The organism is Rhodopseudomonas sp. (assembly GCF_013377015.1).
Classification (GTDB): Bacteria; Pseudomonadota; Alphaproteobacteria; order Rhizobiales; family Xanthobacteraceae; genus JARJEH01.
This window is the reverse complement of the sequence record NZ_JACABA010000001.1, coordinates 489,615-514,673: the sequence shown is the minus strand read 5'-3', so window position 1 is coordinate 514,673 and position 25,059 is coordinate 489,615. Positions and strand designations below refer to the sequence as shown.

The window sequence follows — 25,059 nt, the reverse complement described above, 5'->3', positions numbered from 1 at the left end:
CATCATGTGGTGATCTTGACCAGCATCAGGCTGAAGCCGGCGATGAACAGCGAGGCAGCGAGGCCGAGCAGCAATGGCCGCAGCCCCTTGGCGCGGAGCTTGTCGATCTTGGTTTCGAGTCCCATCGCCGCCAGCGCCATCGCCAGCAGTAGCGTGGTCGCGGTGGCGATCCCGGTCTTGATCTCCTGGGGAATGCTGACAAGGCTGTTGAGGCCGACCATCGCCACAAAGCCGAGCACGAACCACGGCATCGGCGGCTTCGCCGCGCGGGTGGCATGGCCGTGACGGCGCAGCCGCCGCGCCGCCAGCAGCCCGAGCGTGATCACCACCGGCGCCAGCAGCATCACCCGGGACAATTTGGCGATGGTGGCGAATTCTCCTGCGTCGCGGCCGTCCTGGAATCCGGCCGCAACCACCTGGGCGATTTCGTGGATCGATGCGCCCGCCCACAATCCATAGCCATGCGGGCTCAAAGCCAGCAGGCCTGGTAGCAGCGGATAGACGAACATCGCGATTGAGCCGAACACGGTGACGCAGGCGACCGCATAGGCGACGTCCTCGTCATGCGCCTCGGTCACCGTGTTGGCGGCGATCACCGCCGAGGCGCCGCAGATCGATGTGCCGGCGGCGATCAACTCGGTGAGTTTGCGGTCGACGCCGAGCAGGCGGCCGAGCCAGGTGGTGAACAGAAAGGTCGCGACCAACGACAGCGCGATCACCGCTACGCCGGTGCCGCCGACGCCCGCGACCTGCGCCGTCGTCAGTTGCAGGCCAAGCAGCACGATCGCGAGGCGGAGCAGTCGGCGCAGCGCGAAGGTGACGCCGGCCCTGGCCTTGTGCGGCGTGCCGACGATGTTCTGAAACGCGATGCCGATCACGATCGCCAGGATCATCGGACTGAAGATTGTGCCACCCGGCAATTGCCGCACCGCGTAAGCGGCGGCGGCCACGATGGCCGTTAGCACCAGGCCCGGCCAGATCCCGCTCTCGAGTGCAACCGCCAGCGAGGGCGCTGCTGGATGTGGGGCGACAAGGGCGGGCGAGGGATCTTCCTTCCGAGCCAGCGTATGCATGACCGAGTCTCCATTGTGGGTCCCGGTCGACCATCACCATTCGCGATCAATCGATCCAACGCATAATATGCGTTAAATCGTTCGTTTCAATCGATTGATTTTCGATTCCCGCCTGAACAGGCTCAGCCGGCCGGCAGGTCCAGTTCGGCGTGCAAGCCGCCGAGCGGCGAGGACGACAGCGTCAGGCGGCCGCCATAGAGTTCGGCCAGATGCGCGACGATCGAGAGGCCGAGCCCGTGCCCGGGTTTTTCGGTATCGAGCCGGCCGCCGCGCTCGACTGCCGCGATCTGGCCAGCCGCATCGAGGCCAGGACCGTCGTCGTCGACGGTAACGGCGAGGCGTTCGCCGACCACGGCGGCGGCGATCGTGATCCGCCCGCGCGCCCATTTTCCGGCGTTGTCAGCGAGGTTGCCGATCATCTCACCGAGATCGTCGGCTTGACCGGCAAACGATGCGCCCGCTGGAGTCTCGACCACGACAGCCTGCTCCGGGTAAAGTCGCTGTAGGCTGAACTGCACGTCGGCGAGCACGTCGTCGAGCGCCGCGCGCGCATGCGGCGAGCGGAAGCCGGCGGCGGCGCGGGCGCGCACCAGATGATGCTCGACCGCCTGCCGCATCCGGCCGATTTCGGCCTGGATGATGGCGCCGGCCTCGTCGTCGATCCGGCCCGCCTCGTTGCTGATCGCCGCGATCGGCGTCTTCAGCGCATGGGCGAGGTCGCCGGCTTCGGCGCGGGCGCGTTCGATCATCGCTTGCCGCTGCCGCAGCAGCGCATTGACCTCCTCGATCAGCGGCAGCACCTCGGCGGGGCTGTCGCTCTCCGCGAGCTGGTCGCGCGATCCGAGCCGGACGGCGTTCAGCGCCGATTGCATATTGCAAAGCGGACGCAGGCCATAGCCGACTTGTAGCAGCACCAGCATCCCCAGCGTGAGAGCGAGCACGCCGAGCGACATCGCCAGATTGCCGGCGAAACTGCGGACGTCGGTATGGATGTCGGTGCATGGCCCGGCCACCACGATGGTCAGCGCTCCTGGCCGTTCCGGCAACACGATGTCCTGCACGATCAGCCGCAAATCCTCTCCCGCGGGGCCTTTGGCATATTGATAGGAGCGAGGCTGCCCGGCTCCCGGGCCCTGGACGCCGAGCGTGGCGCCATTCAGCGATGGCGATGCCCGCAACATCAGGCCGTCGGCGTGGATTTCCCAATACCAACCGGACAGCGCCGGCTTGAAGCGCGGGTCGGCGGGCTCCCACGACAGCGTCGGCGCGCCGCCCGCGCCGATCTCGGCCGCCGCCGCCAGTTCTTCGAGATGATCGTACAGCGTGCGGTCGAAGCGCTGTTCGATATGGGAGCGGAACAGCCATACCAGCAACACGCCGGTGATGGCGAGCGACACTACGATCCACGCCAATGACGCGGTGACCAGACGCAGCCGGAGCGCAGGCGCGCGGGTCATGGCGGTTGCTCGCCGATCGCGTAGCCCTGGCCGCGGCGGGTGCGGATCAGTTCGGCGCCGATCTTCTTGCGCAGCCGGTTGATCAGCACCTCGATCACATTGGAATCGCGATCGTCGTCCTGGCCGTAGATGTGTTCGGTGAGCTCGGTTTTGGAAACGACCTTGCCCTGATGCATCATCAGATAGGCCAGCGCGCGATACTCCAGAGCGGTGAGATCGAGCGGCGCGCCGCTCCGGCTGATGCGCTGCGACGACGGATCGAGGCAAAGGCCCGCGGAGCTGATTTCCGCCGCGGCATGGCGGCAGGCGCGGCGGATCAACGCCTCGATCCGCGCCCGCAATTCCTCGATCTCGAACGGCTTGGCGAGGTAGTCGTCCGCGCCTTCGCGCAATCCCGTGACTTTCTCGCGCCACGATGCCCGCGCCGTCAGAATCAGCACCGGCATCGCGCGCTTGGCGTTGCGCCAGCGTCGTAGCACCGACAGCCCGTCCATCGCCGGCAGGCCGAGGTCGAGAATGACCGCATCGTAATCCTCGCTGTCGCCGCGGAACCAGCCGTCCTCGCCATCGGTGCTGCGATCGACCGTGTAGCCGGCGTTGCCAAGGGCATCCGCGATCTGTCGCGCCAGCCTGGTGTCGTCCTCGATCAGGAGAATTCGCACGGTGCGCTCCAGCGCCGATGCCGCTCGCTTGCTTACGAGTGACCGGTCTTGCATTCGGGATTGCCGCGCGAGTCGGCGCTTGAGCCCTCCAGCGGTTCAAGCGTTCTCGCGTCGAACTTCAGCCACACGATCCGGCCGTCCGGCGGAAATATCTTGACCTTGTAGGTCAATATCCAGCCTTCGAGGTCCTGCGACGTGCGATCGATTTTGAGAATACTGGCTTTCGGGTAGCTCGCCTTGATCCTGGCCAATAGTTGCTCCATCGCCGCGGTGGTCTCGACCGGGGTGTCGCTGTGCAGCGCGCAGGGCTGGGCGCGAGGCACGGCGTCGGTCTGGGCCGTCGCCGATATCGGGATCAGCATCAGCGACACAGCCGCGAGCGATTTTCTGATCACGTTCATGCTCAATCCTGCGTCTTCCGAAATGTGGTGGGCGGCAATTCTTGCGCTTGGCTAGCTTACGCGAAGCTGAAGACGGCTTTCAGCATCGCGACAGAGCAGCGGGATTAGGGTTCTCACGATATTCGATCGTGGGAGACTTCAGATGATCCGCAAACGATATGCCATTCTCGCACTCGGCGCTCTCGTCGCCTCGTTCATTTCGCCCGCATTCGCGCAAGGACCAGGGTTCGGCGGGGGTGGAGGCGCCGGCCAGATGGGCGTCATCTCGGCACTGTGTGCCAAGGAAATCGACACTTTCTGCGCCGCGACCCCGCGCGGTCCGGCCGCTTGGGTCTGCCTCAATGGTCGTCAGAAGGACCTCGGCGAAACCTGCCTGGCCGCGGTCGAGGGCACCGGCCCCGACATGGGACCCGGCATGGGGCCGGTGGCGCGGCTGTGCATGACCGAGATCGCCGAACACTGCGCGGGGATCGAGCACGGCACTGGACTGGTCCGGCAATGCCTCGAAACGTCCCGCAGCAAACTGAGCGAGGGCTGCCGTCTTGCGCTCGACAACACCGGCTGGGGCCGTCGGCGCGGCGCCTCGTTCCAGTGACCCGAACTACTCACCTGTAGCTGAGAAGAAGGAGAACGCAGATGACCAAGACTCTACTTATCGCTTCCGCCACGTTTGCTGCGCTGTCGTTCGCGGCGGTCGATCCGGCTGCGGCGCAGTTCCGCGGCAATGGCAGCGGCCCGGTCGGCCGGCTGTGCGTCCGCGACATCGACGTCCACTGCGCCGGCATCCGGCATGGCAACCGCGGCGTGCGCAATTGCTTGGCCAACCATCGATCATCGCTGTCGGCATCGTGCCGGGCAGCGCTCGACGGCACTGGCGGCGGCCGCGGCATGGGGCGGTTCTATCGCTAACCGGCTACCGCATCTCGCCGCCATGAGAGGCCTGCGTATTGAACTAAGATATATCTTTACGCCGGCATCTCATGCTATATCTTAAGTCATATCTTTCGAAAGGTACTCGGTGGCAGATCAGCAAAATTGCGGTTCCAACGGCTTCTGCGGCGGTCGCGGGCGCGGCCTTGGTTGGCGTGGAGGTCGCGGCATGGCGGGCGGCGAGATGCGGGTCGGCCGGATGCTGGCGCAGGGTGACCTGAAACTCATTGCGCTGGCATTGATCGGGGAACAGCCGCGCCACGGCTACGACATCATCAAGGTGCTGGAGGAGAAGACCGCCGGATGGTATGCGCCGAGCCCCGGCGTGGTCTATCCGACGCTGACCTTTCTCGAGGAAGTCGGTTTCCTGACCTCGCAGCCGGAGGGCGCCAAGAAGCTTTACGTCATCACGCCGGAGGGTAGCGCCCATCTGGCCGACAACCGTGCCATCGCCGACGCGGTGCTGGATCGGCTCGCCGCATTTGGCGCGCGCGCATCGATGATGCGCCAGCCCGAAAGCGACGTTACCGACCGCGCCAACGATGCGAATTCCGAACTGCCGCCGTTGCTGCACGCCGCGCTGATCAATCTGCGCGACGTCGCCGGCAAGCGGCTTGCCGCCAACCCAGATGCCGAAGCCGAGCTGGTCGCGATCCTCGCGCGCGCCGCCGGCGAGCTTCGCAAGGCGTGAGCCGCCGATCATGCGCCATCGATTCACCTCATTCGACCCAATGGCCACGCGCGCCGCGTCGCGGTCATTCGCTAACAGGAGGAAGACATGACTGCCATTCCAGTCGAACCAAACCGTCGCGACTTTCTGTTTATTGCCACCGGGGCGGTCGCCGCGGTCGGCGCCGCGGCCGTGACCTGGCCGATGATCTCGCAGTTCAATCCCGACGCCTCCACGGTTGCGGCCGGCTTTCCGCTCGATGTGGATCTCGCACCGATGGCGGTGGGACAGGTGATCAAGGTGTTCTGGCGCGGCCAGCCGATCTTCATCAGCCATCGCACCCCAAAGGAAATCGAATCGGCGCAGAGCGCCGACTGGAAATCGATGCGCGATCCTGAGCCGGATTCGGCGCGGGTTCAGCCCGGCCGCGAGCAATGGCTGGTGGTGTCGGCGATCTGCACCCATCTCGGCTGCATTCCGACCGAGCATCAGGGCAATTTCGACGGCTGGTTCTGCCAGTGCCACGGCTCGCAATACGATTCGTCGGGCCGCATCCGGCTCGGGCCGGCGCCACGCAATCTGCCGCTGGTGCCTTACGAATTTGTCTCGGACGACAAGATTCGGATCGGCAAAGCTTGATAGCAAGGTTTGATACCAAGTCCTAATACCCGCCTCGTCACGATGCCAACAACCGCCAAACGCGCGGCAGCGGCGCCCGATTTCGCTTGGAGTGAACATGCTGATCGCCATCGCCAGCCAGAACTTTCGTACCATCACGGGCCATGCCGGAATGACCCGTCGCTTCATGGTGTTCGACGCCGAGCCGGGCCGGCCGCCGCATGAAGTCGAACGGCTCGATCTGCCGAAGGAGCAATCGATTCACGAATTCCGCGGCGAGGGCGCACATCCTCTGGACGCCGTACAGGTGGTGATCGCGGGCAGCGCTGGAGCCGGCTTCGTCAGCCGGATGGCGGCGCGCGGCATCAAAGCCGTTGTCACATCGGAAACCGATCCGATGACTGCCGTGGCGAATTATCTGGCGGGGACATTGGTAGCGCCGGCTTCCGACGACCATGACGATCATGACGAAGACGGCGGCTGCAATTGTAGCTGCGGCGCAAATTGACGGTGGCCATCGGCCGCAAGCGCTAGTATGCAGGTGGCCTCGTTCGTTTGTCGGTGACTTGGAGAGCTTGCGATGAAGACAGTGCAGATGATGGTGGCGGAAGCCGATGCCGTTGTGCCGCGGATCAGCCCGGACGAGGCCAAGGTGTTGCTCGGCCAGCCCAACGTGCTGTTTCTTGACGTCCGCGAACCGGCCGAGCTTGCGGCCGCGGGGAAGGTTCAGGGCGCGCTGTCGGTCCCCAGAGGTCTGGTGGAATTTCGCGCCGATCCGGCGTCGGCGCTGCACGACGCCGCATTCGATCGCGCCAAGATCGTGATCGCCTATTGCGCGTCCGGCGGTCGCTCGGCGCTGGTCGGCAAGACCCTGAAGGACATGGGCTACACCGACGTGCGCAATCTCGGCGCCTTCAAGGGCTGGCTCGACGCCGGCGGCGAGATCGAGAAAGTCTGACTCCAACGTCATTGCGAGCCGAGGGCGGCGCATCGCGCCGCCCGAGAGCGAAGCAATCCAGGGCGTCTGGCGCAGCGCTGGATTGCTTCGTCGCTGCGCTCCTCGCAATGACGAACTTAGCTGACAGTCGTTGAATGCCCGCCGCGTCAGGCGCTCAGGAAAATGCGCAGCCGTTGCTGAGGCCGAGTTTCTTGAACACCATTGCGGCGGGGCAGAAGCCGGTGATCGAGGCCTGGATCATGTTCAGCCCGGCGAACGCCGTCAGCAGCAGCCAATACGGGCTGACGAACCAGCCCAACCCCAGTCCGAGCAGCACCACGGTTCCGGCGAAGCCCAGAACAGCTTGATCGAGATTCATCGTGTGTCTTCCTTTTGATAGGTCCGGCGCATGGCCCGGACGGCTGAATTGCGCTTGACATATATACGAATATCTGTATATATGCAACTATGAAATTAGATGTCGACATGATGGAAGCGGCGGCCGATCAGGCCAGCGACCTGCTCAAGGCGCTGTCGAACCGGCATCGGCTGCTGATTCTGTGCCAGTTGATCGACGGCGAGCGGTCGGTCGGCCACCTCGCGGAGCAGCTTGGATTGCGCGATTCGGCGGTGTCGCAGCATCTCGCGCTGCTGCGCAAAGACGCGCTGGTGACGGCGCGGCGCGACGGGCAGACGATCTATTATTCGATCTCCAGCGAGCCGGCGCGCTGCGTGCTGACCACGCTGTACCGCGTGTATTGTCCGCCGGTGACCGGCAAAAAAATTCGAAAACAGCCTGCGAAGGCGTAAGGTGCAAATGCGCGTTTTGATCACGGTCGGCCTCTTGGCCACGGTCGCGTTAGGTCAATCGGTGGCCAGGGCGGAAACGTTTACGGTGGCGTCCCGGCAGGTCGCCGACGAGAAGGCGGTGTTCGCCACCGTCGAAAGCATCAGCGTGGTGCCCGCGCGCGGCCGGATCGGCGGCACCATCGTGGCACTCGGCGTCCGCGAGGGCGACAGTGTCAAGCGCGGCCAGGTGATTGCCACGATCGGCGACGAGAAGCTGGGGTTGCAGATTAAGGCGCTCGACGCGCAGATCGCCGCCTTGCAGGCGCAATCGAGCCAGGCCCAGATCGATTTCACCCGCGTCGAAGGATTGGTCGAGCGCGGCACCTTGCCCCGGGTCAAACTCGACGAGGCTCGCACCGCGCTCAACGTCGCGGAAAATGGTTTGCGGGCGCGCACCGCGGAACGCGCGGTGGTGCAGCAGCAAAGCACCGAGGGTCAGGTGCTGGCGCCGGCGGACGGCCGGGTGCTGAGGAAGCAGGTCGCGGTCGGCTCCGTGGTGCTGGCCGGCGACGCGGTAGCGACCATCGCGCAGCAGGATTTCAAGCTGCGACTGCGGGTGCCGGAGCGCCACGCTCGATTCCTCAAAGCCGGCGACAAGCTTCGTGTCGATGGCGCGGAATTGCCCGGGCGCACCGCGAAATCCGGCGTGATCGATCTCGTCTATCCGCAGATCGAAGATGGCCGCGTGATCGCCGACGCCACCGTCCCGGGTCTCGGCGAATATTTCGTGGGCGACCGGCTGCGGGTGTGGATCTCCGGCGGCGAGCGGAACGCCTTCGTGATCCCGTCGCGCTATGTCAGCACGCGCTTCGGCATTGACTATGTCACGCTCAAGCAGCCGGACCGCGTCGTCGCCGTCCCGGTGCAGCGCGGCCGCGAACTCCCCAGCCCCGATCTGCCCGATGGCCTTGAAATCCTGTCCGGCATTCGTGTTGGCGACAACCTGGTGCAACCGTGAATCTCGGACTGTCGGGCCGACTGACCAAGGCCACGATCAATTCGCCGCTGACGCCGCTGTTCCTACTCGCCTCGCTGATCGTCGGCCTGATCGCACTCGCCGCGATTCCGCGCGAGGAGGAGCCGCAGATCAGCGTGCCGATGGTCGACATCCGCATCAACGCGGATGGCCTGCGCGCGCCCGATGCGGTCGAACTGGTTTCCAAGCCGCTCGAGGCCATCGTCAAGGGCATCGACGGCGTCGAGCACGTCTATAGCCAGACCGAGGACGACCGCGTCATGGTCACCGCGCGGTTTCTGGTCGGCACCAAATCCGAGGACGCCATCCTGCGCGTCCACGAAAAAATCCGCGCCAATCTCGACCGGATTCCGGTCGGCATTCCGGAGCCGCTGATCGTCGGGCGCGGCATCAACGATGTCGCCGTCACCGTGCTGACGCTGTCGCCGAAGCCCGGCGCGGCGGAGCGCTGGTCAGACAAGGACCTGTACGAACTCGCCGACAAGCTGCGCTCCGAACTAATGAAGGTCGACAGCATCGGCCTGACCTATATCTCCGGCGGCGGCGCCCAGCAGATCAGGGTCGAGCCCGATCCGGAAAAGCTGTCGCTGTTCGGCGTCACGCTGCAGCAACTCGTCGGTAAGGTGAAGGATGCCAATCGCTCGTTCCTCGCCGGCGAAGTGCGCGAAGCGGGCACCGTCCGCAGCGTGGTTGCGGGTCAGACATTGTCGGGCATTCCGGACATTGGCCTGTTGCTGATCACGACAAGGGATGGCCGTCCGGTTTACGTCAAGGATGTGGCGGCGGTGGTGATCGGACCCAGCGCCGCCGAACATCGGGTTTGGAACGACGCCCATGACGACAAGGGCAATTGGCACCGCGTTCCCGCGGTCAGTCTGGCGCTGGCCAAGCGCGCCGGCGCCAACGCGGTGGTGGTTTCGAAGAATATCGCTGACCGGCTGGAGGGGCTGAAGTCCCGCCTGATCCCCGACGACGTCGAGGTCACGGTGACCCGCGACTATGGCGAGACCGCCAACGAGAAGGCCAACGAACTGCTGCTGCATCTCGGCATCGCGACGATCTCGATCGTGGTGCTGATCGCGATCGCGATCGGCTGGCGCGAGGCGCTGGTCACGCTGGTGGTGATTCCGACCACGATCCTGCTGACGATGTTCGCCGCGAATCTGATGGGCTACACGATCAACCGCGTCAGCCTGTTCGCGCTGATCTTCTCGATCGGCATCCTGGTCGATGACGCCATCGTGGTGGTCGAGAACATCGCTCGGCATTGGGCGATGCGCGACGGCCGGCCGCGACTGCAGGCGACGATCGAGGCGGTCGCCGAGGTCGGCAACCCGACGGTGATCGCCACGCTGACGGTTGTCGCGGCGTTGCTGCCGATGCTGTTCGTGTCCGGGCTGATGGGCCCCTATATGGCGCCGATTCCCGCCAATGCCTCGGCGGCAATGCTGTTCTCGTTCTTCGTCGCGATGGTGGTGGCGCCATGGCTGATGTTGAAACTGGCACCGAAAGAAGGCGTTAGCGTCGGTCACGCAGCGCACGACGAAGGACGACTCGGCCGGCTGTACCGGCGCTTTGCCGCGCCGGTGGTGCGCAGCCGGCGTTCGGCCTGGATCTTCCTGATCGGCGTCGGCATCGCCACCCTGGCGTCGATGGCGCTGTTCTATACCAAGTCGGTCACCGTGAAACTGCTGCCGTTCGACAACAAATCCGAAATCGCGGTGGTGGTCGACCTGCCGGAAGGCGCCAGCCTCGAAGACACCGAGCGGACGCTGTTCGCCGCCGCCGATATCGCCCGCGGCCTGCCGGAAATCACTTCGGTGCAGTCCTATGCCGGCACGCCGGCGCCGTTCAACTTCAACGGCCTGGTGCGGCACTACTATCTGCGCGAGCGGCCCGAGCTCGGTGAACTGCAATTGAACCTCGCCTCGCGCGCCGATCGCAAGCGCGCCAGCCACGATATCGCGCTCGACCTGCGCCAGCGCCTGAAGGCCGTCGCGGTGCCGGCCGGCACCAGCGTCAAGGTGGTGGAAGTGCCGCCCGGACCGCCGGTGCTGGGAACCTTGCTGGCCGAAATTTACGGGCCTGACGCCGCGACCCGCCGCGCCGTCACCGCGGAAATGAAGAAGGTCTTCGCCGAGGTGCCGTTCATCGTCGACATCGACGATTCGATCGGCGAGAAGCGGCCGCGGCTGCGGCTGTCGATCGATCAGGACCGGCTCGAATTCTTCGGTGTCGAGCAGCGCGACGTCTACGACACCATCCAGACGCTGTTCGGCGGAGTCCCGGTCGGCTATTCGCATCGCGGCGAAGACCGCAATCCGATCGAGATCGCGGTACGGCTGCCGAAGCGCGACTTGGCCTGGACCGAAGCGCTGGCTTCGACGCCGGTGCCGGCCAACACGCTGCCCGGCAGCAAGACCGTGGTCGAGCTCGGGCAATTGGTGAAGGCGACCAATGAACTGGGCTCGCCGATGATCTTCCGCCGCGACGGCCGTTACGCCGACATGGTGATGGCCGAACTCGCTGGCCGTTTCGAGGCGCCGCTCTACGGCATGCTGGAAGTCGCCAAGCGGATCGACGCGCATGATTGGGGCCAACTGCCGAAGCCGGTGGTCAGCATGCACGGCCAGCCGAACGACGAATCGCATCCCACGCTGCTGTGGGACGGCGAATGGGAGATCACCTACGTTACCTTCCGCGACATGGGCGCCGCATTCGGCGCGGCGATCCTCGGCATCTACGTGCTGGTGGTGGCGCAGTTCCGTAGTTTCCGGCTGCCTTTGGTGATCCTGACCCCGATCCCGCTGACGCTGATCGGCATCCTGATCGGTCACTGGCTGCTCGGCGCGGCGTTCACCGCGACCTCGATGATCGGCTTCATCGCGCTGGCCGGCATCATCGTGCGCAACTCGATTCTATTGGTGGATTTCATTCGGCACAGCAGCGGGGAGGGCAAGACGCTGCGCGAAGTCGTGCTCGAAGCCGGTGCGGTGCGGTTCAAGCCGATCATGCTGACCGCGCTCGCGGCGATGATCGGCGCGGCCACGATCCTGCTCGATCCGATCTTCCAGGGTCTGGCGATTTCGCTGCTGTTCGGCCTCGCGTCGTCGACGCTGCTCACCGTTCTGGTGATTCCGGCGATCTATATCGCGCTGCGCGACAAGCCGGTAGCGCCATCCGCCGAGACGCCGGAGTAGTCCGCGCCGCGGCCGCGGTGAAGGATCGCCGCGTATAGGGCGTCCGGCTGGATCGGCTTGGTGAGGAAGTCGTCCATGCCGGCGGCAAGGCAGATTTCCCGTTGACCGACCAGCGCATTTGCAGTCAGGGCGATGATCGGCACGTCGCGTTCCGGCCCGCTCAGCGCGCGGATCGCGGTCGCCGCGGAAATGCCGTCCATTACCGGCATTTGCATGTCCATCAGCACCAGATCGTAGGATTTCCGCTGCACCGCTGCGACGGCCTCCTTGCCGTTGCACACCAGGTCCGGCTGATATCCGCGTCGCGACAGCAGCTTGGAAATCAGCTTTCGGATGATCGCGTCGTCCTCGGCGACCAGGATGTCGAGCGAACCGGCGCGGGGATCGATCGTCGGCTGCAGCGGCGGCGCGCTCACCCGCGGCATCTCACCGAGCTGGCATTGCAGCGTGAACCAGAATTTGCTGCCGCGGCCGGGCTCGCTCTCGACGCCGATGGAGCCGCCCATGGTCAGGCAAAGCTGCTTGCAGATCGCCAGACCGAGACCGGTGCCGCCATATTGACGTGATATCGAACTGTCGGCCTGGGTGAACGGGCTGAACAACGACGCCTGGACTTCGCGGGAAATGCCGGCGCCGCTGTCGATCACCTCGATGCGGAGCTCGATCGATCCATCTTGCAAGACCCGGTGCGACGCGACGATGCGTACCGAGCCCTGCTCGGTGAACTTGATGGCATTGCCGACCAGATTGAGTAGAATCTGACCCAGCCGACCGGGATCGCCGCGCAGCCACACCGGCATGTCGTCGCTCAGCGAAGTCTCCAGGCTCAGGCCCTGATCGCGCGCCTTCGGACCGAGCAGCATGGCGATGCCGTTGATCGATTGTCGAACGCTGAAATCAATCGATTCCGGATTGAGCTGGCCGGCCTCGAGCTTGGAAAAGTCCAGGATGTTGTTGACGACGGCGAGCAGGTTGCGGGCGGATTCCTGCGCCACCGAGGCGAGGTCCTGCTGCTCGGTGTCGAGCGAGGTGCCGCAGAGCAGTTCGATCATTCCCATCATGCCGGCCATCGGCGTGCGAATCTCGTGGCTCATCATCGCCAGAAAGTCCGATTTCGCCCGGCTCGCCGCCTCGGCGGCGTCCTTGGCGGCGCTGAGTGCCTCGGTGGTTGCGATCAATTCCCGCTTCTGTGCCTCGAGCCGGTTACGCGCCTGAATCAACTCGTCAAGTCGCTCGGCCAGAATCCTCGCGGCGCGCTCGCGCTCGCTGATATCCTCGTGCGTCGAGACCCAGCCGCCATCGGGCGTCGGCATTCGGCGGATGGAAATAACACCGCCGTCGGCCAGCCAGCAGTTCAAGTCCTGCCGCGCAACGCGCGGATTTTCAGTCCCATCGACCGGGAAATTGAAGGTGTTACCGACGGCGCGATGCTGCTGCAGGATCTGACTAAACGACATTCCGATCTGGACTTGTCCCTCTGCGAGACCATACATCTCCCGGTAACGCGGGTTCGAGATCACCAGCCTCATGTCGGCGTCGTACAGGCAGAGCCCCTGGGACATATTGGTCAGCGCGGTGTCGAGCCGCAACTTGCCCAGCGCCAGTCGTTGCTCGGAAGAATTGCGTTCACGGGACAGTCGCCGTTCGACCAGCAGAAAGATAGCGACGATTACCAAGGTCAGCAGACAGGCGACGGCGATCAGAAGTCTTGTTTGTTGACGCCACTCGGCCAGCGCCGCGACGGTCGTCGTGGATGCGACGATCACGATCGGGAAACGGCGCAACTGTCGTGACAAAGCCAGCCGATCAAGGCCGTCGATGGGGCTTATGACCCGCGCCGCCCTCTGGTTAGAGTGAGCGACAAAATTCTGGAACGGCTTTCCCAGGTTCTGACCAGCCACCAAATCGGTTGCGCGCGGAAAACGTGCGATCAACTCGCCAGTGCCGTGAGCCATGGTGATGGCAGCGCTCGGTCCGAGCGCGAGGCTTTCAAAGAACTTCTCGAACTTGGTCGAGTCGACCCGCCTCGTCATGACGCCGAGAAACTCCCCTGCGGAATTTTCGAGTTTGCGGGAAAGAATAGTGGTCGGCTTTCCGTTCGATAGACTGATCACCGACTCGGTGAGAGTCATTGCCGGCGTGGTGCCCGATCTGAGCGCCTTGAACCATTTGCGATCCGCGACGTTGATCGCGGGTAGCGGACCCGGCTGCGATGTGTTGATTATCGTCCCGCCGGCATCGAATATCGATATGGCGTTGATCTGAACCGACTCGGGAACTTCGGCCTCGAGCAATTGCTGGATTTGCGGGCCGGAAAAGTGCCTCTTGAATTCCGCCGGGGAAGCGATGCCGGCAATATTCAATCGCGAGACAAGAAGATTTTGGGTGTCGACAAAGTCTTCGAATTGCTGATCGAAATGACGTGACAGCAACAAGACCGTGTTTTCCAGCTCGAGCTCGCAGTTCAGCAGCGCGCGCTCGCGAAAATCGTTGACCATGAATGCGGTCGCTGTCGCCAGCCCCGCGATCACCAGCACGCCGCTGAGAATGATCCAGTGGACCTTGCCTCGCCGCGTCACCGTTGGCGCGGTCTTGATCGAGTCGCTGGGGGCATCGACCGAGCGCTCTCCGAACCTTTCCTGCAATTGCGGCACTTTCCAAGGTTGAAGCATCGGATGTGCCTTAATGCGCCGTGCGGCCGAACATTCCGTTAGTTTTTCAGGTTTCCATCCACTTAAGGCGACGATGATCGGCGCGACGCAGTGTCATTGTCTCGCTCGTACGACTACTAGGAGTCCGAACGCTCATGGCGGAGATCTCGATCTGAGAAGAGCTAGTTACGTAATTGGTATGCGGTTGGAATTCGTCGGTGGTGCGACGCGCAGCGAAATCGGATTCGGCTTCACGACAGGAATCGTTGATATCAGCGACCAACTCGTAGTTGTACTCACATTGAAATTAACTACTAGAGAACGACCTTAGTCGCAAATGGATGAATGGAAAGCGGTTGTGTGTTTCGCGTCTTGATTGCATCTCCCTAGGCTAGCTGCTTCTCGAATTGCCCGGACGCCTGCGAAGCGATCGGCTGTGAGCGTCGTCGTCGGAACGCGGGCTTTCCCACGTGATGGGCGATCGTGAAGAACGCGATACGCCTGATTGAGGCAAAAGGGGCAAACGACGTGACAGTTCTATCGTCTCAGGATCCGAAATCGAACAACCTTCCGCAAATGCTCGATCTGCCGCAGGCCAAGGGTCTGAAGGATGACCTGATACGACTACTAGCGGAGGGTGCGGTGGTGCTCGACGCCGGCGCGGTCGAGCGGATGTCGACTCCGTCCGCGCAGGTGCTGCTGGCAGCCGGGCGCGCCGCCGACGCCGCCGGCTTGGAATTTCAAATCGTTAACGCCTCCGAGGTGTTTCAAACGGCACTTGCCGATCTCGGATTGCAGGCAGAGTTCAAGAACTGGGTGATCTGAAATGGCGAAGCGAATACTCACGGTCGATGATTCCAAGACCATGCGCGACATGGTCGCGTTCACGCTGAAGAAGGCCGGCTTCGACGTCGCCGAAGCGGAAGACGGCAAGGCGGCGCTGGTGGTGCTCGGCGCTTCGAAATTCGACCTGATCATTACCGATCTGAACATGCCGAATATGGACGGCATCTCACTGATCAAGAACGTACGCGCCGCCTCATCGCATCGCGCGGTTCCGATCCTGATCCTGACCACGGAAAGCGACGGAACCAAGAAGGCCGACGGCAAGGCCGCCGGTGCCACCGGTTGGCTGGTCAAGCCTTTCAGTCCGGAAAAACTGATCGAACTGGTTCAGCGCGTATGCCCATGAACTCGGAAGGCGAGGGATATCCGCTCGCACAATTCCGCAAGACATATTTCGAGGAGTGCACAGAGCTGCTCGATGCGCTGCAGTCGAATCTCGACATGTTGTCGAACGGCAGCGGCGATGCCGAAACCCTGCACGCGATCTTCCGCTCGGTTCACTCCATCAAGGGCGGAGCCGGCGCGTTCGGATTTGCCGGGCTGGTGACGTTCTCCCACGTGTTTGAAAGCCTGCTCGACGCCATGCGCGAGCAGAAGGTCTCGGCGGTGCCGGAAATCGTGCAGCTGTTGCTGCGTGCCAGCGATGCATTGGCGGATATCGTTAACGCCGCGCGGTCGGAGCAGTCGCTGGACGCCGGATTCGGGGCCGAGATCGTTGCCGCGATGGAAGAGGTGCTGGCTGGCGCCGCGGATGCTCAGCCCGAGGCCGCCGAGGCGGCGACCGCGGTCACGGCCGAGCCTGAAGTCACTGGCGAGCGACGTTACCGCATCGCGTTCACCCCGCACAGCGAGATGCTGCAGAAGGCCAATGAGCCGCTGCTGCTGGTTCGACAATTGCGGCGGCTGGGCGGCGTCAGTGTCGAGGTCGATACCTCGCGAATTCCGTTGCTTGCGGCGCTGGATCCCGAAGCCGCCTATCTGGGCTGGACCTTCACGCTGGACACCGGCGCGCCGCAGAGCGCCATCCATGAAGTCTTCGAATTCGTGGAAGACGATTGCGACCTGCTGGTAACGCTTCCGGAAGCCGGCATGCCGGTCGCTGCGGCGACAGTGACAGCAACGCCGGAATTCGTGGCCGAACCGGCCGCGGCGTCCGTCGCCAAAACCGCCGAGCCCGCAGCCGCGGTGCCGGTCGCCACCCAATCGATCCGGGTCGACGTCGACAAGGTCGATCGGTTGGTCAATCTGGTCGGCGAATTAGTCATCACCCAAGCGATGCTTACCGAGCAAGGCACGCTGCTGCCGGCCGATCATTATCCGGCGCTGATCCAGGGCATCGAGGCGCTGGCGCAAAGCGCGCGGGAATTGCAGGAAAGCGTGATGGCGATCCGCGCGCAGCCGGTCAAATCGGTATTCGCCCGGATGCCGCGGGTGGTGCGCGACCTCGCCGCCACGCTCGGCAAGGAAGTGCGCATCGTCACCGCCGGCGAGATGACCGAGATCGACAAGACCGTCATCGAGCAATTGAACGATCCGCTGACGCATATGATCCGCAACGCGCTCGATCACGGCATCGAAGGGCCGGACGCACGCGTCGCCGCCGGCAAGCCGCGACAGGGCACCATTCATCTGTCGGCCGCGCAGCGCAGCGGACGTATCGTCATCGAGGTCTCGGACGACGGCCGCGGCATCAACCGCGAGAAGGTGCTGGCCAAGGCGCAGGATCGCGGGCTGGTGCCGCCGGGCGCCTCGCTCAGCGAGGAGGAGATCGACAACCTCATCTTCCTGCCGTCGTTTTCCACCGCCGATGTGGTCTCGAATATTTCCGGCCGAGGCGTCGGCATGGACGTGGTCAAGCGCAATGTACAGTCGCTCGGCGGCCGCATCACCGTGCATTCGCGGTTCGGCGCCGGCTCGCGGTTCACACTGTCGCTGCCGCTGACGCTCGCCGTCGTCGACGGCATGGTGGTGTCGGTCGGCAAGGAAACCTTCATCATCCCGCTGACCGCGATCATCGAAAGCCTGCGCCCGCGTGCTGCGGACATTCACCCGGTGATCGGTCGCGGCAACGTGCTGGCATTGCGCGGCGAATACCTGCCGCTGATTCCGCTGCACAAATGTTTCGAGGTGGAGGGCGCGATCTCCGATCCGTGCAGCGGCATCGTGATCGTGGTGCAAAGCGAAAGCGCCGGACGTGTCGGCGTGATGGTCGATGAACTGCTGGGTCAGCAGCAGGTGGTGGTGAAGAGCCTCGAGGCCAATTACGACCCGGTCGACGGCATTAGCGGCGCCACCATTCTGGGCAATGGCCGGGTGGCGCTGATCCTGGATATCGCCCGGTTGCGCGAGATCGACGCCGAACCGCGGCCCGAGAAGCCTTCCCCCATTCAGCAGTTCGCAACCAGCGAACCTCGAGAGGAGATCACCCATGCAGCCTGATCAGACGTCGATCGCCGGTTTCGCTCAGGATGACCTTGATCCGCCGGCGGGTGGAGAGAACCGCCAACAATTCATCACCTTCACGCTCGGCGCCGAGGAATATGGCATCGACATCATGGTGGTCCGTGAAATCAAGGGCTGGACCGACACCACGATGATCCCGAACGCGCCGGTTCATGTGCGCGGCGTGATCAATCTCCGCGGCGTGATCGTGCCGATCTTCGATCTGCGCGCGCGGTTCGGGGTCGGTCTCACGGTTCCGACCAGCATGCACGTGGTGATCATCGTGGCCGCCGGAACACGAACCGTCGGGCTGTTGGTCGACACCGTTTCGGACATCATCTCGATCGATCCGAAAGCGATCCGGCCGGTGCCGGAAATGGGGCTTCCGACCGAGGACCAATTTCTCGAGGGCCTGGTCGCAATCGAGAACCGAATGGTCACGCTGGTCTCGCTGGCCGGGCTGTTCGGAAAATCGGCAGATGCGACCAAGCGACACTTCAAGGGCGACCTCGCCACGTCAAAGGCCGCCTGATCCGAGCGTTCCAGTCATTTGAGTCATTAGCCAACATCAATCGAGGACACCACCATGATGCACGAATTGGACGCTCAGGACGATCAGGACGTGGCGAAGCCCGCGCCTGTCAAAGCCAAGAAGGCCAAGCCCGTCGCCGCGAGTCCCGCGAAGCCGGCATCCGGCGCCGATCGCAAGCTGGGCGGCTTTGTCGATGCGATCAGCCGGTCGCAAGCAATGGCCGAATTTGCATTGGATGGCGCCATCGTCGACGCCAATGCGAATTTCCTGGCCGCGCTCGGCTACACGTTGGAGGAGATCAAGGGTCAACATCATTCGATGCTGGTCGACGTGCAGCAGCCTCAGAGCCCGGAATATCGCAGTTTTTGGGATAGGGTTGCCCGCGGCGAACAGGAAGCCGGGCAGTACAAGCTCAGTGGCAAGGGTGGCAAGGAAGTCTGGTTACAGGGCTCCTACGCCCGCGCAGTCGACGGCCAAGGCCAGCCGACCCGCATCATCGCGCTCGGCATGGATGTGACGGTCGCAATACAGAAGACCATGGCCGACGCCGTCGAACTCAAGCTGCGCTCCGACATCATGGATGCGACCAGCATCGTCTCCTATGCGGATCTCAAGGGCGACATCCTGTCGGTCAACAACAAATTCGTCGAAGTTTCCAAGTACGCCCGCGACGAGCTGATTGGCAAACCGCACAACACCACCCGGCATCCGGACATGCCGAAGGAGGTGTTCAAGGAACTGTGGAGCACGATCGGCCGCGGCAGGACGTTCCGCGGCATCATCAAGAACCGCGCCAAGGATGGAACGCCCTATTACGTCGACGCCGTCGTAGCGCCGATCATGGGCGATAACGGCAAGCCCAAAGGCTATCTCGGGGTTCGTTACGACATCACCGAGACTGAAATCGAGCGCCACAACATGCGTGGGCTCTTCACCGCGATCAATGAGAACTATGCCTATATCGAGTTCAATCCATCTGGCCACGTGATCTCCGCCAACCCGATCTTTCTCGGCCTGATGGGCTATCAGCTCGATGAGATCGTCGGCAAGCATCACCGCACCTTCGTCGATCCCGCACAATCCGGAACCCACCAATACGCGCAGTTCTGGACCGACCTGAACGCCGGCAAGGCATTCAGCGAGATCTTCAAACGGATCACCAAGGCCGGCAGCGAGGTCTGGATCCAGGCGGTCTACTCGCCGGTGAAGGATGAAGTCGGGCGCGTGGTCAAGATCGTCAAGATCGCGACCGACATCACCGCGCAACGCCTCAAGGCTGCGGATTTCGAGGGCCAGATTGCCGCGATCGACAAGGCGCAGGCCGTCATCGAATTCGGCATGGATGGCAAGATTCTTACCGTGAACGACAATTTCTGCCAGACGCTGGGCTACGTTGCGGCCGAGCTCAAGGGCCAGCACCATTCGCTGTTCGTCGACCCGGCGTATCGATCGTCGGCGGAATACCGGATGTTCTGGGACAAGCTCGGACGCGGCGAATATGACGCCGGGCAATACAAACGCATCGGCAAGGGCGGCACCGAAGTCTGGATCCAGGCGTCGTACAACCCGATCATGGATTTGAACGGCAAGCCGTTCAAAGTCGTCAAATACGCCACCGATATCACCGCCCAGGTCAAGGCCTCCGAGGTGCTTCGGGCGGCCGTGCAGCAGACCCAGGACGTCGTCAACGCGGCGAAGGAGAACGACCTCCGCCACCGCATCCCGCTCGAAGGCAAGACCGGCGAAATCGCGCAATTGTGTGAGGGCGTCAACGGCTTGCTCGACACCATGTCGACGATGATCGGCGAGATTTCGGACACCTCGCACACCTTGACCACGGCGGCGCGCGAAATCGCCACCGGCAATACCGATCTGTCGCAACGCACCGAAGAGCAGGCTGCAAGTCTCGAGGAGACCGCCGCCAGCATGGAGGAACTGACCAACACCGTCAGGCAGAACGCGGAGAATGCGCAGCAGGCCAACAAGCTCGCCTCGTCCGCATCGGACGTCGCGGTTAAGGGCGGCTCGGTGGTCGCCGAGGTGGTGCAGACCATGGATGGCATCACCCAGGCCAGCCGCAAGATCGCCGACATCATCGGCGTGATCGACGAGATCGCGTTCCAGACCAACATCTTGGCGCTCAACGCGGCGGTCGAAGCCGCGCGCGCCGGGGACCAGGGCCGCGGCTTCGCGGTGGTCGCCGCCGAAGTCCGTAACCTGGCCCAGCGCAGCGCCAATGCCGCGAAGGAGATCAAGGGTCTGATTTCGGACTCGGTATCCAAGGTCGAATCCGGCTCGCGTCTGGTCGATACCGCCGGCAAGACCATGGAAGAGATCGTGCAGTCGGTGAAGCGCGTTACTGACATCATGGCGGAGATCTCGGCGGCGTCGCAGGAGCAGCGCGGCGGCATCGAGCAGGTCAACAACGCCGTCACCCAGATGGACAAGGTCACGCAGCAGAATGCCGCGCTGGTCGAGGAAGCGGCCGCCGCCGCCAAATCGATGGAAGATCAGACCAACTCGATGTCGGAGATGGTGAGCCAGTTCCTGCTGTCGGAAGGCTTCGAGCCCGGTCATCGCGCCCCCGCAAAGAGCACCATGAAGTCGACCGGAAATCCGGTGGTCGATCGCACCCTGCGGTCCGCCAAGGAACCGGTATCGGCGATCCGCTCGTCGCGGCCGTCGAGCGCCGATGGTTCCAGAGCGCAGAAGGTTGAGGAAGAACCCCGGCGTCGTGCCGCGGGCGGTGGCGACACCGACTGGAAGCAGTTCTAAGCCGACGATTGGCGCCGGCTCACCACGGTGAGCCGGCGTTTCGGGTGGTGGTAGTGAGGAGAGTATCGTGGAACAGGACTACGCCCTTCAGGACGGCGACTTTCGCAAGATCGCCAAACTGGTCATGGACAAGACCGGAATCGTCCTGAGCGAAAAAAAGCGGGCGTTCATCCACGGACGGCTCGGCCGACGGTTGCGGATGCTGGGTCTGTCGGATTTCAGCCAGTATTGCCGACTGCTGGAGAGCCGCGATGGCGAAGACGAACGTCACATGCTGGTCAACGCGGTGACCACCAACCACACCAGCTTCTTTCGCGAGGAGCATCATTTCGACTACCTCACCAAGACTGTGCTGCCGACCATTGCGACCGAACACGGCAACAAGCCCGGACGGTTGCGGATCTGGTCAGCCGGCTGCTCGACCGGAGAGGAGCCGCACACGATAGCGATGACGCTGCGTGAGTTTCGGCCGTCGCTGGCGGATTGGGATGCCCGGATTCTGGCGACGGATCTCGACACCAACGTCGTCGGGCACGCCGCCGCCGGTGTCTACGACGCCGATCGGCTCGAGACCATCCCGGCCCCGTTTCGCAAGCGCTACGTCACGGTCGAGAACGACGGTCGGTTCCGGATCAACGACGAGGTGCGTTCACTGATCAGTTTCGCGCCGCTTAATCTGCTGGAGAAATGGCCGATGAGCGGCCCGTTCGATGTGATCTTCTGCAGGAACGTGGTGATCTATTTCGACAAGCCGACCCAGCGCAAGCTGTTCGACCGCTATGCCGAGTTGCTGCGGCCGGATGGCTGGCTGTTCATCGGCCACTCCGAGAGCCTGCTCAACGTCACCAACCGCTTCAGCCTGGTTGGGCGCACAATCTATCGCAGGACATCATGACGCGGCATTCACGTATTCGCCGCGCCGCGCCGCTCGTCAGTCCCGAGACCCAGACTGGCGTGCGGCGCTACCGCGATCCGCGGTTCGATGCGATCGCCGTCAAGGTGTTTCCGGGCGAGCACTACGTGACCGCGGATGCGGATGAAATGCTGGTCACCATCCTCGGCTCCTGCGTTGCGGCTTGCATCAGGGATCCGCTGACGAATGTCGGCGGCATGAATCATTTCATGCTGCCGGAAGCCGGGGGCGCCGGCTGGGATACCGCCTCGGCAAGTATGCGCTACGGCAACGTGGCGATGGAGCGGTTGATCAATGACGTGCTTTCCAGGGGCGGGAGCCGGCAACGGCTGGAGATCAAGGTGTTCGGCGGCGGCAACGTGATGAAGGGGACGACCAATATCGGCCACCGCAATGCCGAATTCGTCGAGAGCTATTTGTCAGCGGAGAACCTTCCCATCCACGCCCACCATCTACGCGGCAATCTGCCCCGCCGCGTCCACTATTTCCCGGCCACCGGTAAGGTGATGTTGCTGGAACTGCAGCGCACCGAGGAAGAAGCCGTGGTTCGCAGCGAACGCGATTACAAATCGAAAATCCAGGTCGAGCCCGTGGCGGGTTCTGCGGAACTGTTTTGAGGTCGGCCATGCAGCCCATTCGCGTCCTTATCGTCGATGACTCTGCCTTCGTCCGGCAGGTTCTGACGCAACTGCTGTCGTCGGACCCGACGATCATGGTGGTCGGGGCGGCGCCGGACCCGATCGTCGCCAGAGACATGATCAAGACGCTCAATCCCGACGTGATCACGCTCGACATCGAAATGCCGCGAATGGACGGCCTGGCCTTTCTCGAGAAGATCATGTCGCTGCGGCCGATGCCGGTGGTGATGATTTCGTCGCTGACCCAGAAGGGCGCCGACGCCGCGGTACGCGCCCTGGCGATGGGCGCGGTCGACTACATCGCCAAACCGATGGTCGGCCTCAGCGAAGGCTTCGAGGAGTTGAGGAGCGAGATCATCGCGACCATCAAGATGGCCGCCAAGGCTCAAGTGCGCGTGGCATCGGCGACCAGGGCGCCGGTGGCGCAATTGAGCTCCGGTCAGCATTACAGCTCGTCCGAGAAGGTGATCGCGGTCGGCGCCTCGACCGGCGGCGTCGAGGCGTTGCAGGAACTGTTGACCGCGTTCCCGCCGGACTCGCCCGCAATTCTCGTGACCCAGCACATGCCCGCGGCCTTCACGGCCGGTTTCGCCAACCGGCTCGATCAGTTCTGCGCTGTCACCGTAACTCAGGCGAAGGATGGCGAGCGGGTGTTGCCCGGCCACGTCTATATCGCACCTGGCGGATTTCATCTGGAACTGGCGCGCTCGGGAGCCAATTACGTCTGTCGGGTCGGCGACCAAGAGCCGGTGTCCGGACATCGGCCCTCGGTCGACGTGCTGTTCCGCTCGGTGGCGAAAGCCGCAGGAGCCAATGCGGTAGGAATCATCCTGACCGGAATGGGTGCCGACGGCGCGCTGGGGCTGCTGGAGATGCGCCGCGCCGGCGCCTCGACCATCGGCCAGGACGAAGCGACCTGCGTGGTCTACGGCATGCCGCGGGCGGCGATGGATTGCGGGGCGATCGAGATCGAACTGCCGATCAGGAAGATCGCGCAACAGGTGCTGCACAATTGCCAGGCCCTGGTCGGCCGTGGCGTTCGGGTGTGATATGTTCGCATTGAGCAAGAAACGCCTGGCGCCGGTCGAGATGGCGCTGCCGCCGCCCGAAGCGGAGCCGTGCGAGACGGCTGCCGGCGGTCACGATGCGCTGTTGCGAAGCTGGATGTCGCTGGCCGAGATGCAGCAGCGGGTCATCAAAGTACTCGCCGCCGAAATCACCCAGACCTCCGGTTTTGTCGAGACCGAGGCGGACGACCTCAGCCAGAAATTTCAGACACTTGCGATCAGCGCGCAGCAACAGACCGAGCGGGTGCAGAGTCTGACCAGCCTGGCGCAGACCGTGGAGTTCGAAGACCAGAGCTTCGCCGTTCGGGATATCGGCTCCTTGCTGGAGCAGACCCTGACCGACGTCGTGGCGAAGATCCTGCTGCTGTCGAAAGACTCGATGTCGATGGTCTACGCGCTGGATGCGCTCGGCATCAATGTCAAGCGCGTCGACGACTGCATGGTGCGCCTCGAGCAGATCAACCGCACCACCAACATGCTGGCGTTGAATGCGCGGATCGAAGCCGAACGGGCCGGCGCGGCCGGCAATGCATTTCGCGTGGTTGCCAATGAAGTCCGCGAGCTGTCCAAGTCCACCGACTCGCTGGCGGCGACGATGAACGCCGAGCTGAAGCTGGTCCGCGAAGGGCTTGCCTCAGGCCAGGAGACATTACGGCGCGTCGCGACGATCGACATGTCGGATAATATCCTGGCCAAGGACCGTCTTGACCTGTTGATCAGCGCGCTGGCCACGCGCAGCGCGCTGCTGAAGATCACAGTCGACAGCGCGATCACGGAGGCGGAGATCATCTCCGGCGTGGTCGACGGCATGGTCACCGGAATCCAGTTTCAGGACCGTACCAAGCAGCGGCTCGAGCACGTCGTCGATACGCTGCACGTCCTCGATGAGGCGGTGCAGGAGGTCAAATCAAGTACCCTAATGGTCGCGCCCGAGCTCTCCGAACTGGAGCCGGCCGATATGGAATGGGTCAAGAAACTGCTCGATCGGTACACGATGAGCGAAGTGCGCGAACGTTTCATAGCGCAAGTTATCGACGGTCACGCGACGCAGATGCCGGAGCAGGCAGCAGAGAGCGGACCGACGCAAGGTGGATCAGTCGAACTTTTTTGAGGAGAGTGCAATGCGTTTCGAATTCAACGGCAACGACGCGAACGTGTCCTTCAGTGGAGATCTGACCTTTGCCGACCACATGATGTTCCGCGAGATCGCCGACCGGCTGAGGGCCTCAACCGACAAGACGATCGTGATCGACGTCGCAAACCTCGACTTCATCGATTCGGCCGGCCTAGGCATGCTGCTGATCGCACGCGAGGAGGCTCGCAAATTGAACCGGACGTTGGTGCTGCGCGGCGCCAAGGGGCAGGTCGGTCGGATGTTCGGGTTGACCAAGTTCGATACGCTGTTCTCCGTCGAGGCGTAAT

Annotated in this window: 25 protein-coding genes; 19 read left to right on the top strand and 6 right to left on the bottom strand. The window is 63.4% G+C overall.

Annotated features, from left to right (window positions below):
- Positions 1 to 2: 2 nt before the first annotated feature.
- The 4 genes from HXX15_RS02470 to HXX15_RS02455 all read right to left on the bottom strand — a co-directional run bounded on the left by HXX15_RS02470 (position 3) and on the right by HXX15_RS02455 (position 3,593).
- Positions 3 to 1,073 carry a YeiH family protein gene (locus HXX15_RS02470; protein WP_296512280.1) on the bottom strand — a complete coding sequence of 357 codons (1,071 nt, stop codon included), beginning with the start codon at positions 1,071 to 1,073 and terminating at the stop codon, positions 3 to 5.
- Between the two features lie 122 nt (positions 1,074 to 1,195).
- Positions 1,196 to 2,530: a HAMP domain-containing sensor histidine kinase gene (locus tag HXX15_RS02465; protein WP_296512278.1), complete on the bottom strand. Its 1,335-nt coding sequence runs from the start codon at positions 2,528 to 2,530 to the stop codon at positions 1,196 to 1,198.
- Positions 2,527 to 3,192 carry a response regulator transcription factor gene (locus tag HXX15_RS02460; protein WP_296512276.1) on the bottom strand — a complete coding sequence of 222 codons (666 nt, stop codon included), beginning with the start codon at positions 3,190 to 3,192 and terminating at the stop codon, positions 2,527 to 2,529. The genes HXX15_RS02465 and HXX15_RS02460 overlap by 4 nt, the downstream gene beginning before the upstream one ends.
- A 32-nt stretch (positions 3,193 to 3,224) precedes the next feature.
- Positions 3,225 to 3,593 (bottom strand): hypothetical protein, encoded by a 369-nt coding sequence (locus HXX15_RS02455; protein WP_296512273.1) that lies wholly within the window; start codon positions 3,591 to 3,593, stop codon positions 3,225 to 3,227.
- Positions 3,594 to 3,735: 142 nt separating this feature from the next.
- Here HXX15_RS02455 and HXX15_RS02450 point away from each other — a divergent pair, with 142 nt between their 5' ends.
- The 6 genes from HXX15_RS02450 to HXX15_RS02425 all read left to right on the top strand — a co-directional run bounded on the left by HXX15_RS02450 (position 3,736) and on the right by HXX15_RS02425 (position 6,769).
- Entirely contained in the window at positions 3,736 to 4,188 is a 453-nt protein-coding gene (locus tag HXX15_RS02450; RefSeq protein ID WP_296512272.1) for a hypothetical protein, read from the top strand.
- Between the two features lie 41 nt (positions 4,189 to 4,229).
- Positions 4,230 to 4,502, top strand: a complete 273-nt coding sequence (locus HXX15_RS02445; RefSeq protein ID WP_296512270.1) for a hypothetical protein — start codon at positions 4,230 to 4,232, stop codon at positions 4,500 to 4,502.
- 109 nt (positions 4,503 to 4,611) lie between these two features.
- Positions 4,612 to 5,214 (top strand): PadR family transcriptional regulator, encoded by a 603-nt coding sequence (locus HXX15_RS02440; RefSeq protein WP_296512268.1) that lies wholly within the window; start codon positions 4,612 to 4,614, stop codon positions 5,212 to 5,214.
- 87 nt (positions 5,215 to 5,301) lie between these two features.
- On the top strand, positions 5,302 to 5,832 hold the full coding sequence (gene petA / locus HXX15_RS02435) for a ubiquinol-cytochrome c reductase iron-sulfur subunit (RefSeq protein ID WP_296512266.1): 531 nt from the start codon (positions 5,302 to 5,304) through the stop codon (positions 5,830 to 5,832).
- 97 nt (positions 5,833 to 5,929) lie between these two features.
- Positions 5,930 to 6,319 carry a NifB/NifX family molybdenum-iron cluster-binding protein gene (locus HXX15_RS02430; protein WP_296512264.1) on the top strand — a complete coding sequence of 130 codons (390 nt, stop codon included), beginning with the start codon at positions 5,930 to 5,932 and terminating at the stop codon, positions 6,317 to 6,319.
- Positions 6,320 to 6,391: 72 nt separating this feature from the next.
- Positions 6,392 to 6,769 carry a rhodanese-like domain-containing protein gene (locus tag HXX15_RS02425; protein WP_296512262.1) on the top strand — a complete coding sequence of 126 codons (378 nt, stop codon included), beginning with the start codon at positions 6,392 to 6,394 and terminating at the stop codon, positions 6,767 to 6,769.
- 154 nt (positions 6,770 to 6,923) lie between these two features.
- Here the strand turns inward: HXX15_RS02425 and HXX15_RS02420 are convergent, their stop codons facing one another.
- Positions 6,924 to 7,127, bottom strand: coding sequence for a DUF2892 domain-containing protein (locus HXX15_RS02420; protein ID WP_296512260.1), 204 nt, complete (start codon positions 7,125 to 7,127; stop codon positions 6,924 to 6,926).
- Positions 7,128 to 7,237: 110 nt separating this feature from the next.
- On the opposite strand from HXX15_RS02420, the gene HXX15_RS02415 reads away from it, so the two are divergent.
- The 3 genes from HXX15_RS02415 to HXX15_RS02405 are packed head-to-tail and all read left to right on the top strand — an operon-like array spanning position 7,238 to position 11,773.
- Positions 7,238 to 7,558: a metalloregulator ArsR/SmtB family transcription factor gene (locus HXX15_RS02415; protein ID WP_296514778.1), complete on the top strand. Its 321-nt coding sequence runs from the start codon at positions 7,238 to 7,240 to the stop codon at positions 7,556 to 7,558.
- 7 nt (positions 7,559 to 7,565) lie between these two features.
- On the top strand, positions 7,566 to 8,555 hold the full coding sequence (locus HXX15_RS02410) for an efflux RND transporter periplasmic adaptor subunit (RefSeq protein ID WP_296512257.1): 990 nt from the start codon (positions 7,566 to 7,568) through the stop codon (positions 8,553 to 8,555).
- Entirely contained in the window at positions 8,552 to 11,773 is a 3,222-nt protein-coding gene (locus HXX15_RS02405) for an efflux RND transporter permease subunit (protein ID WP_296512255.1), read from the top strand. The genes HXX15_RS02410 and HXX15_RS02405 overlap by 4 nt, the downstream gene beginning before the upstream one ends.
- On the opposite strand, the gene HXX15_RS02400 is transcribed toward HXX15_RS02405, so the two are convergent.
- The gene (locus tag HXX15_RS02400; protein WP_296512253.1) at positions 11,719 to 14,445 is read right to left on the bottom strand and encodes an ATP-binding protein; all 2,727 of its coding nucleotides are present in this window, start codon (positions 14,443 to 14,445) and stop codon (positions 11,719 to 11,721) included. The genes HXX15_RS02405 and HXX15_RS02400 overlap by 55 nt on opposite strands.
- Positions 14,446 to 14,907: 462 nt before the next feature.
- Between HXX15_RS02400 and HXX15_RS02395 the strand changes: the two genes are divergently transcribed.
- The 10 genes from HXX15_RS02395 (at position 14,908) to HXX15_RS02350 (ending at position 25,058) form a co-directional block, all read left to right on the top strand.
- The gene (locus HXX15_RS02395; protein WP_296512251.1) at positions 14,908 to 15,249 is read left to right on the top strand and encodes an STAS domain-containing protein; all 342 of its coding nucleotides are present in this window, start codon (positions 14,908 to 14,910) and stop codon (positions 15,247 to 15,249) included.
- Position 15,250: 1 nt separating this feature from the next.
- Positions 15,251 to 15,616 (top strand): response regulator, encoded by a 366-nt coding sequence (locus tag HXX15_RS02390; protein ID WP_296512248.1) that lies wholly within the window; start codon positions 15,251 to 15,253, stop codon positions 15,614 to 15,616.
- The gene (locus tag HXX15_RS02385; RefSeq protein WP_296512245.1) at positions 15,607 to 17,709 is read left to right on the top strand and encodes a chemotaxis protein CheA; all 2,103 of its coding nucleotides are present in this window, start codon (positions 15,607 to 15,609) and stop codon (positions 17,707 to 17,709) included. The genes HXX15_RS02390 and HXX15_RS02385 overlap by 10 nt, the downstream gene beginning before the upstream one ends.
- Positions 17,699 to 18,244 (top strand): chemotaxis protein CheW, encoded by a 546-nt coding sequence (locus HXX15_RS02380; RefSeq protein WP_296512243.1) that lies wholly within the window; start codon positions 17,699 to 17,701, stop codon positions 18,242 to 18,244. Before HXX15_RS02385 ends, HXX15_RS02380 begins: the two co-directional genes overlap by 11 nt.
- A 54-nt stretch (positions 18,245 to 18,298) precedes the next feature.
- Entirely contained in the window at positions 18,299 to 21,019 is a 2,721-nt protein-coding gene (locus HXX15_RS02375; RefSeq protein WP_296512241.1) for a methyl-accepting chemotaxis protein, read from the top strand.
- Positions 21,020 to 21,086: 67 nt separating this feature from the next.
- Entirely contained in the window at positions 21,087 to 21,914 is an 828-nt protein-coding gene (locus HXX15_RS02370; RefSeq protein WP_296512238.1) for a protein-glutamate O-methyltransferase CheR, read from the top strand.
- Between the two features lie 59 nt (positions 21,915 to 21,973).
- The gene (gene cheD / locus HXX15_RS02365; protein WP_296512236.1) at positions 21,974 to 22,549 is read left to right on the top strand and encodes a chemoreceptor glutamine deamidase CheD; all 576 of its coding nucleotides are present in this window, start codon (positions 21,974 to 21,976) and stop codon (positions 22,547 to 22,549) included.
- 8 nt (positions 22,550 to 22,557) lie between these two features.
- Entirely contained in the window at positions 22,558 to 23,619 is a 1,062-nt protein-coding gene (locus HXX15_RS02360; protein ID WP_296512233.1) for a chemotaxis response regulator protein-glutamate methylesterase, read from the top strand.
- 10 nt (positions 23,620 to 23,629) lie between these two features.
- A complete protein-coding gene (locus HXX15_RS02355; protein ID WP_296512231.1) occupies positions 23,630 to 24,748 on the top strand; it encodes a methyl-accepting chemotaxis protein in 1,119 nt (372 codons plus the stop codon).
- Positions 24,749 to 24,758: 10 nt separating this feature from the next.
- A complete protein-coding gene (locus tag HXX15_RS02350) occupies positions 24,759 to 25,058 on the top strand; it encodes an STAS domain-containing protein (RefSeq protein WP_296512229.1) in 300 nt (99 codons plus the stop codon).
- Position 25,059 lies beyond the last annotated feature (1 nt).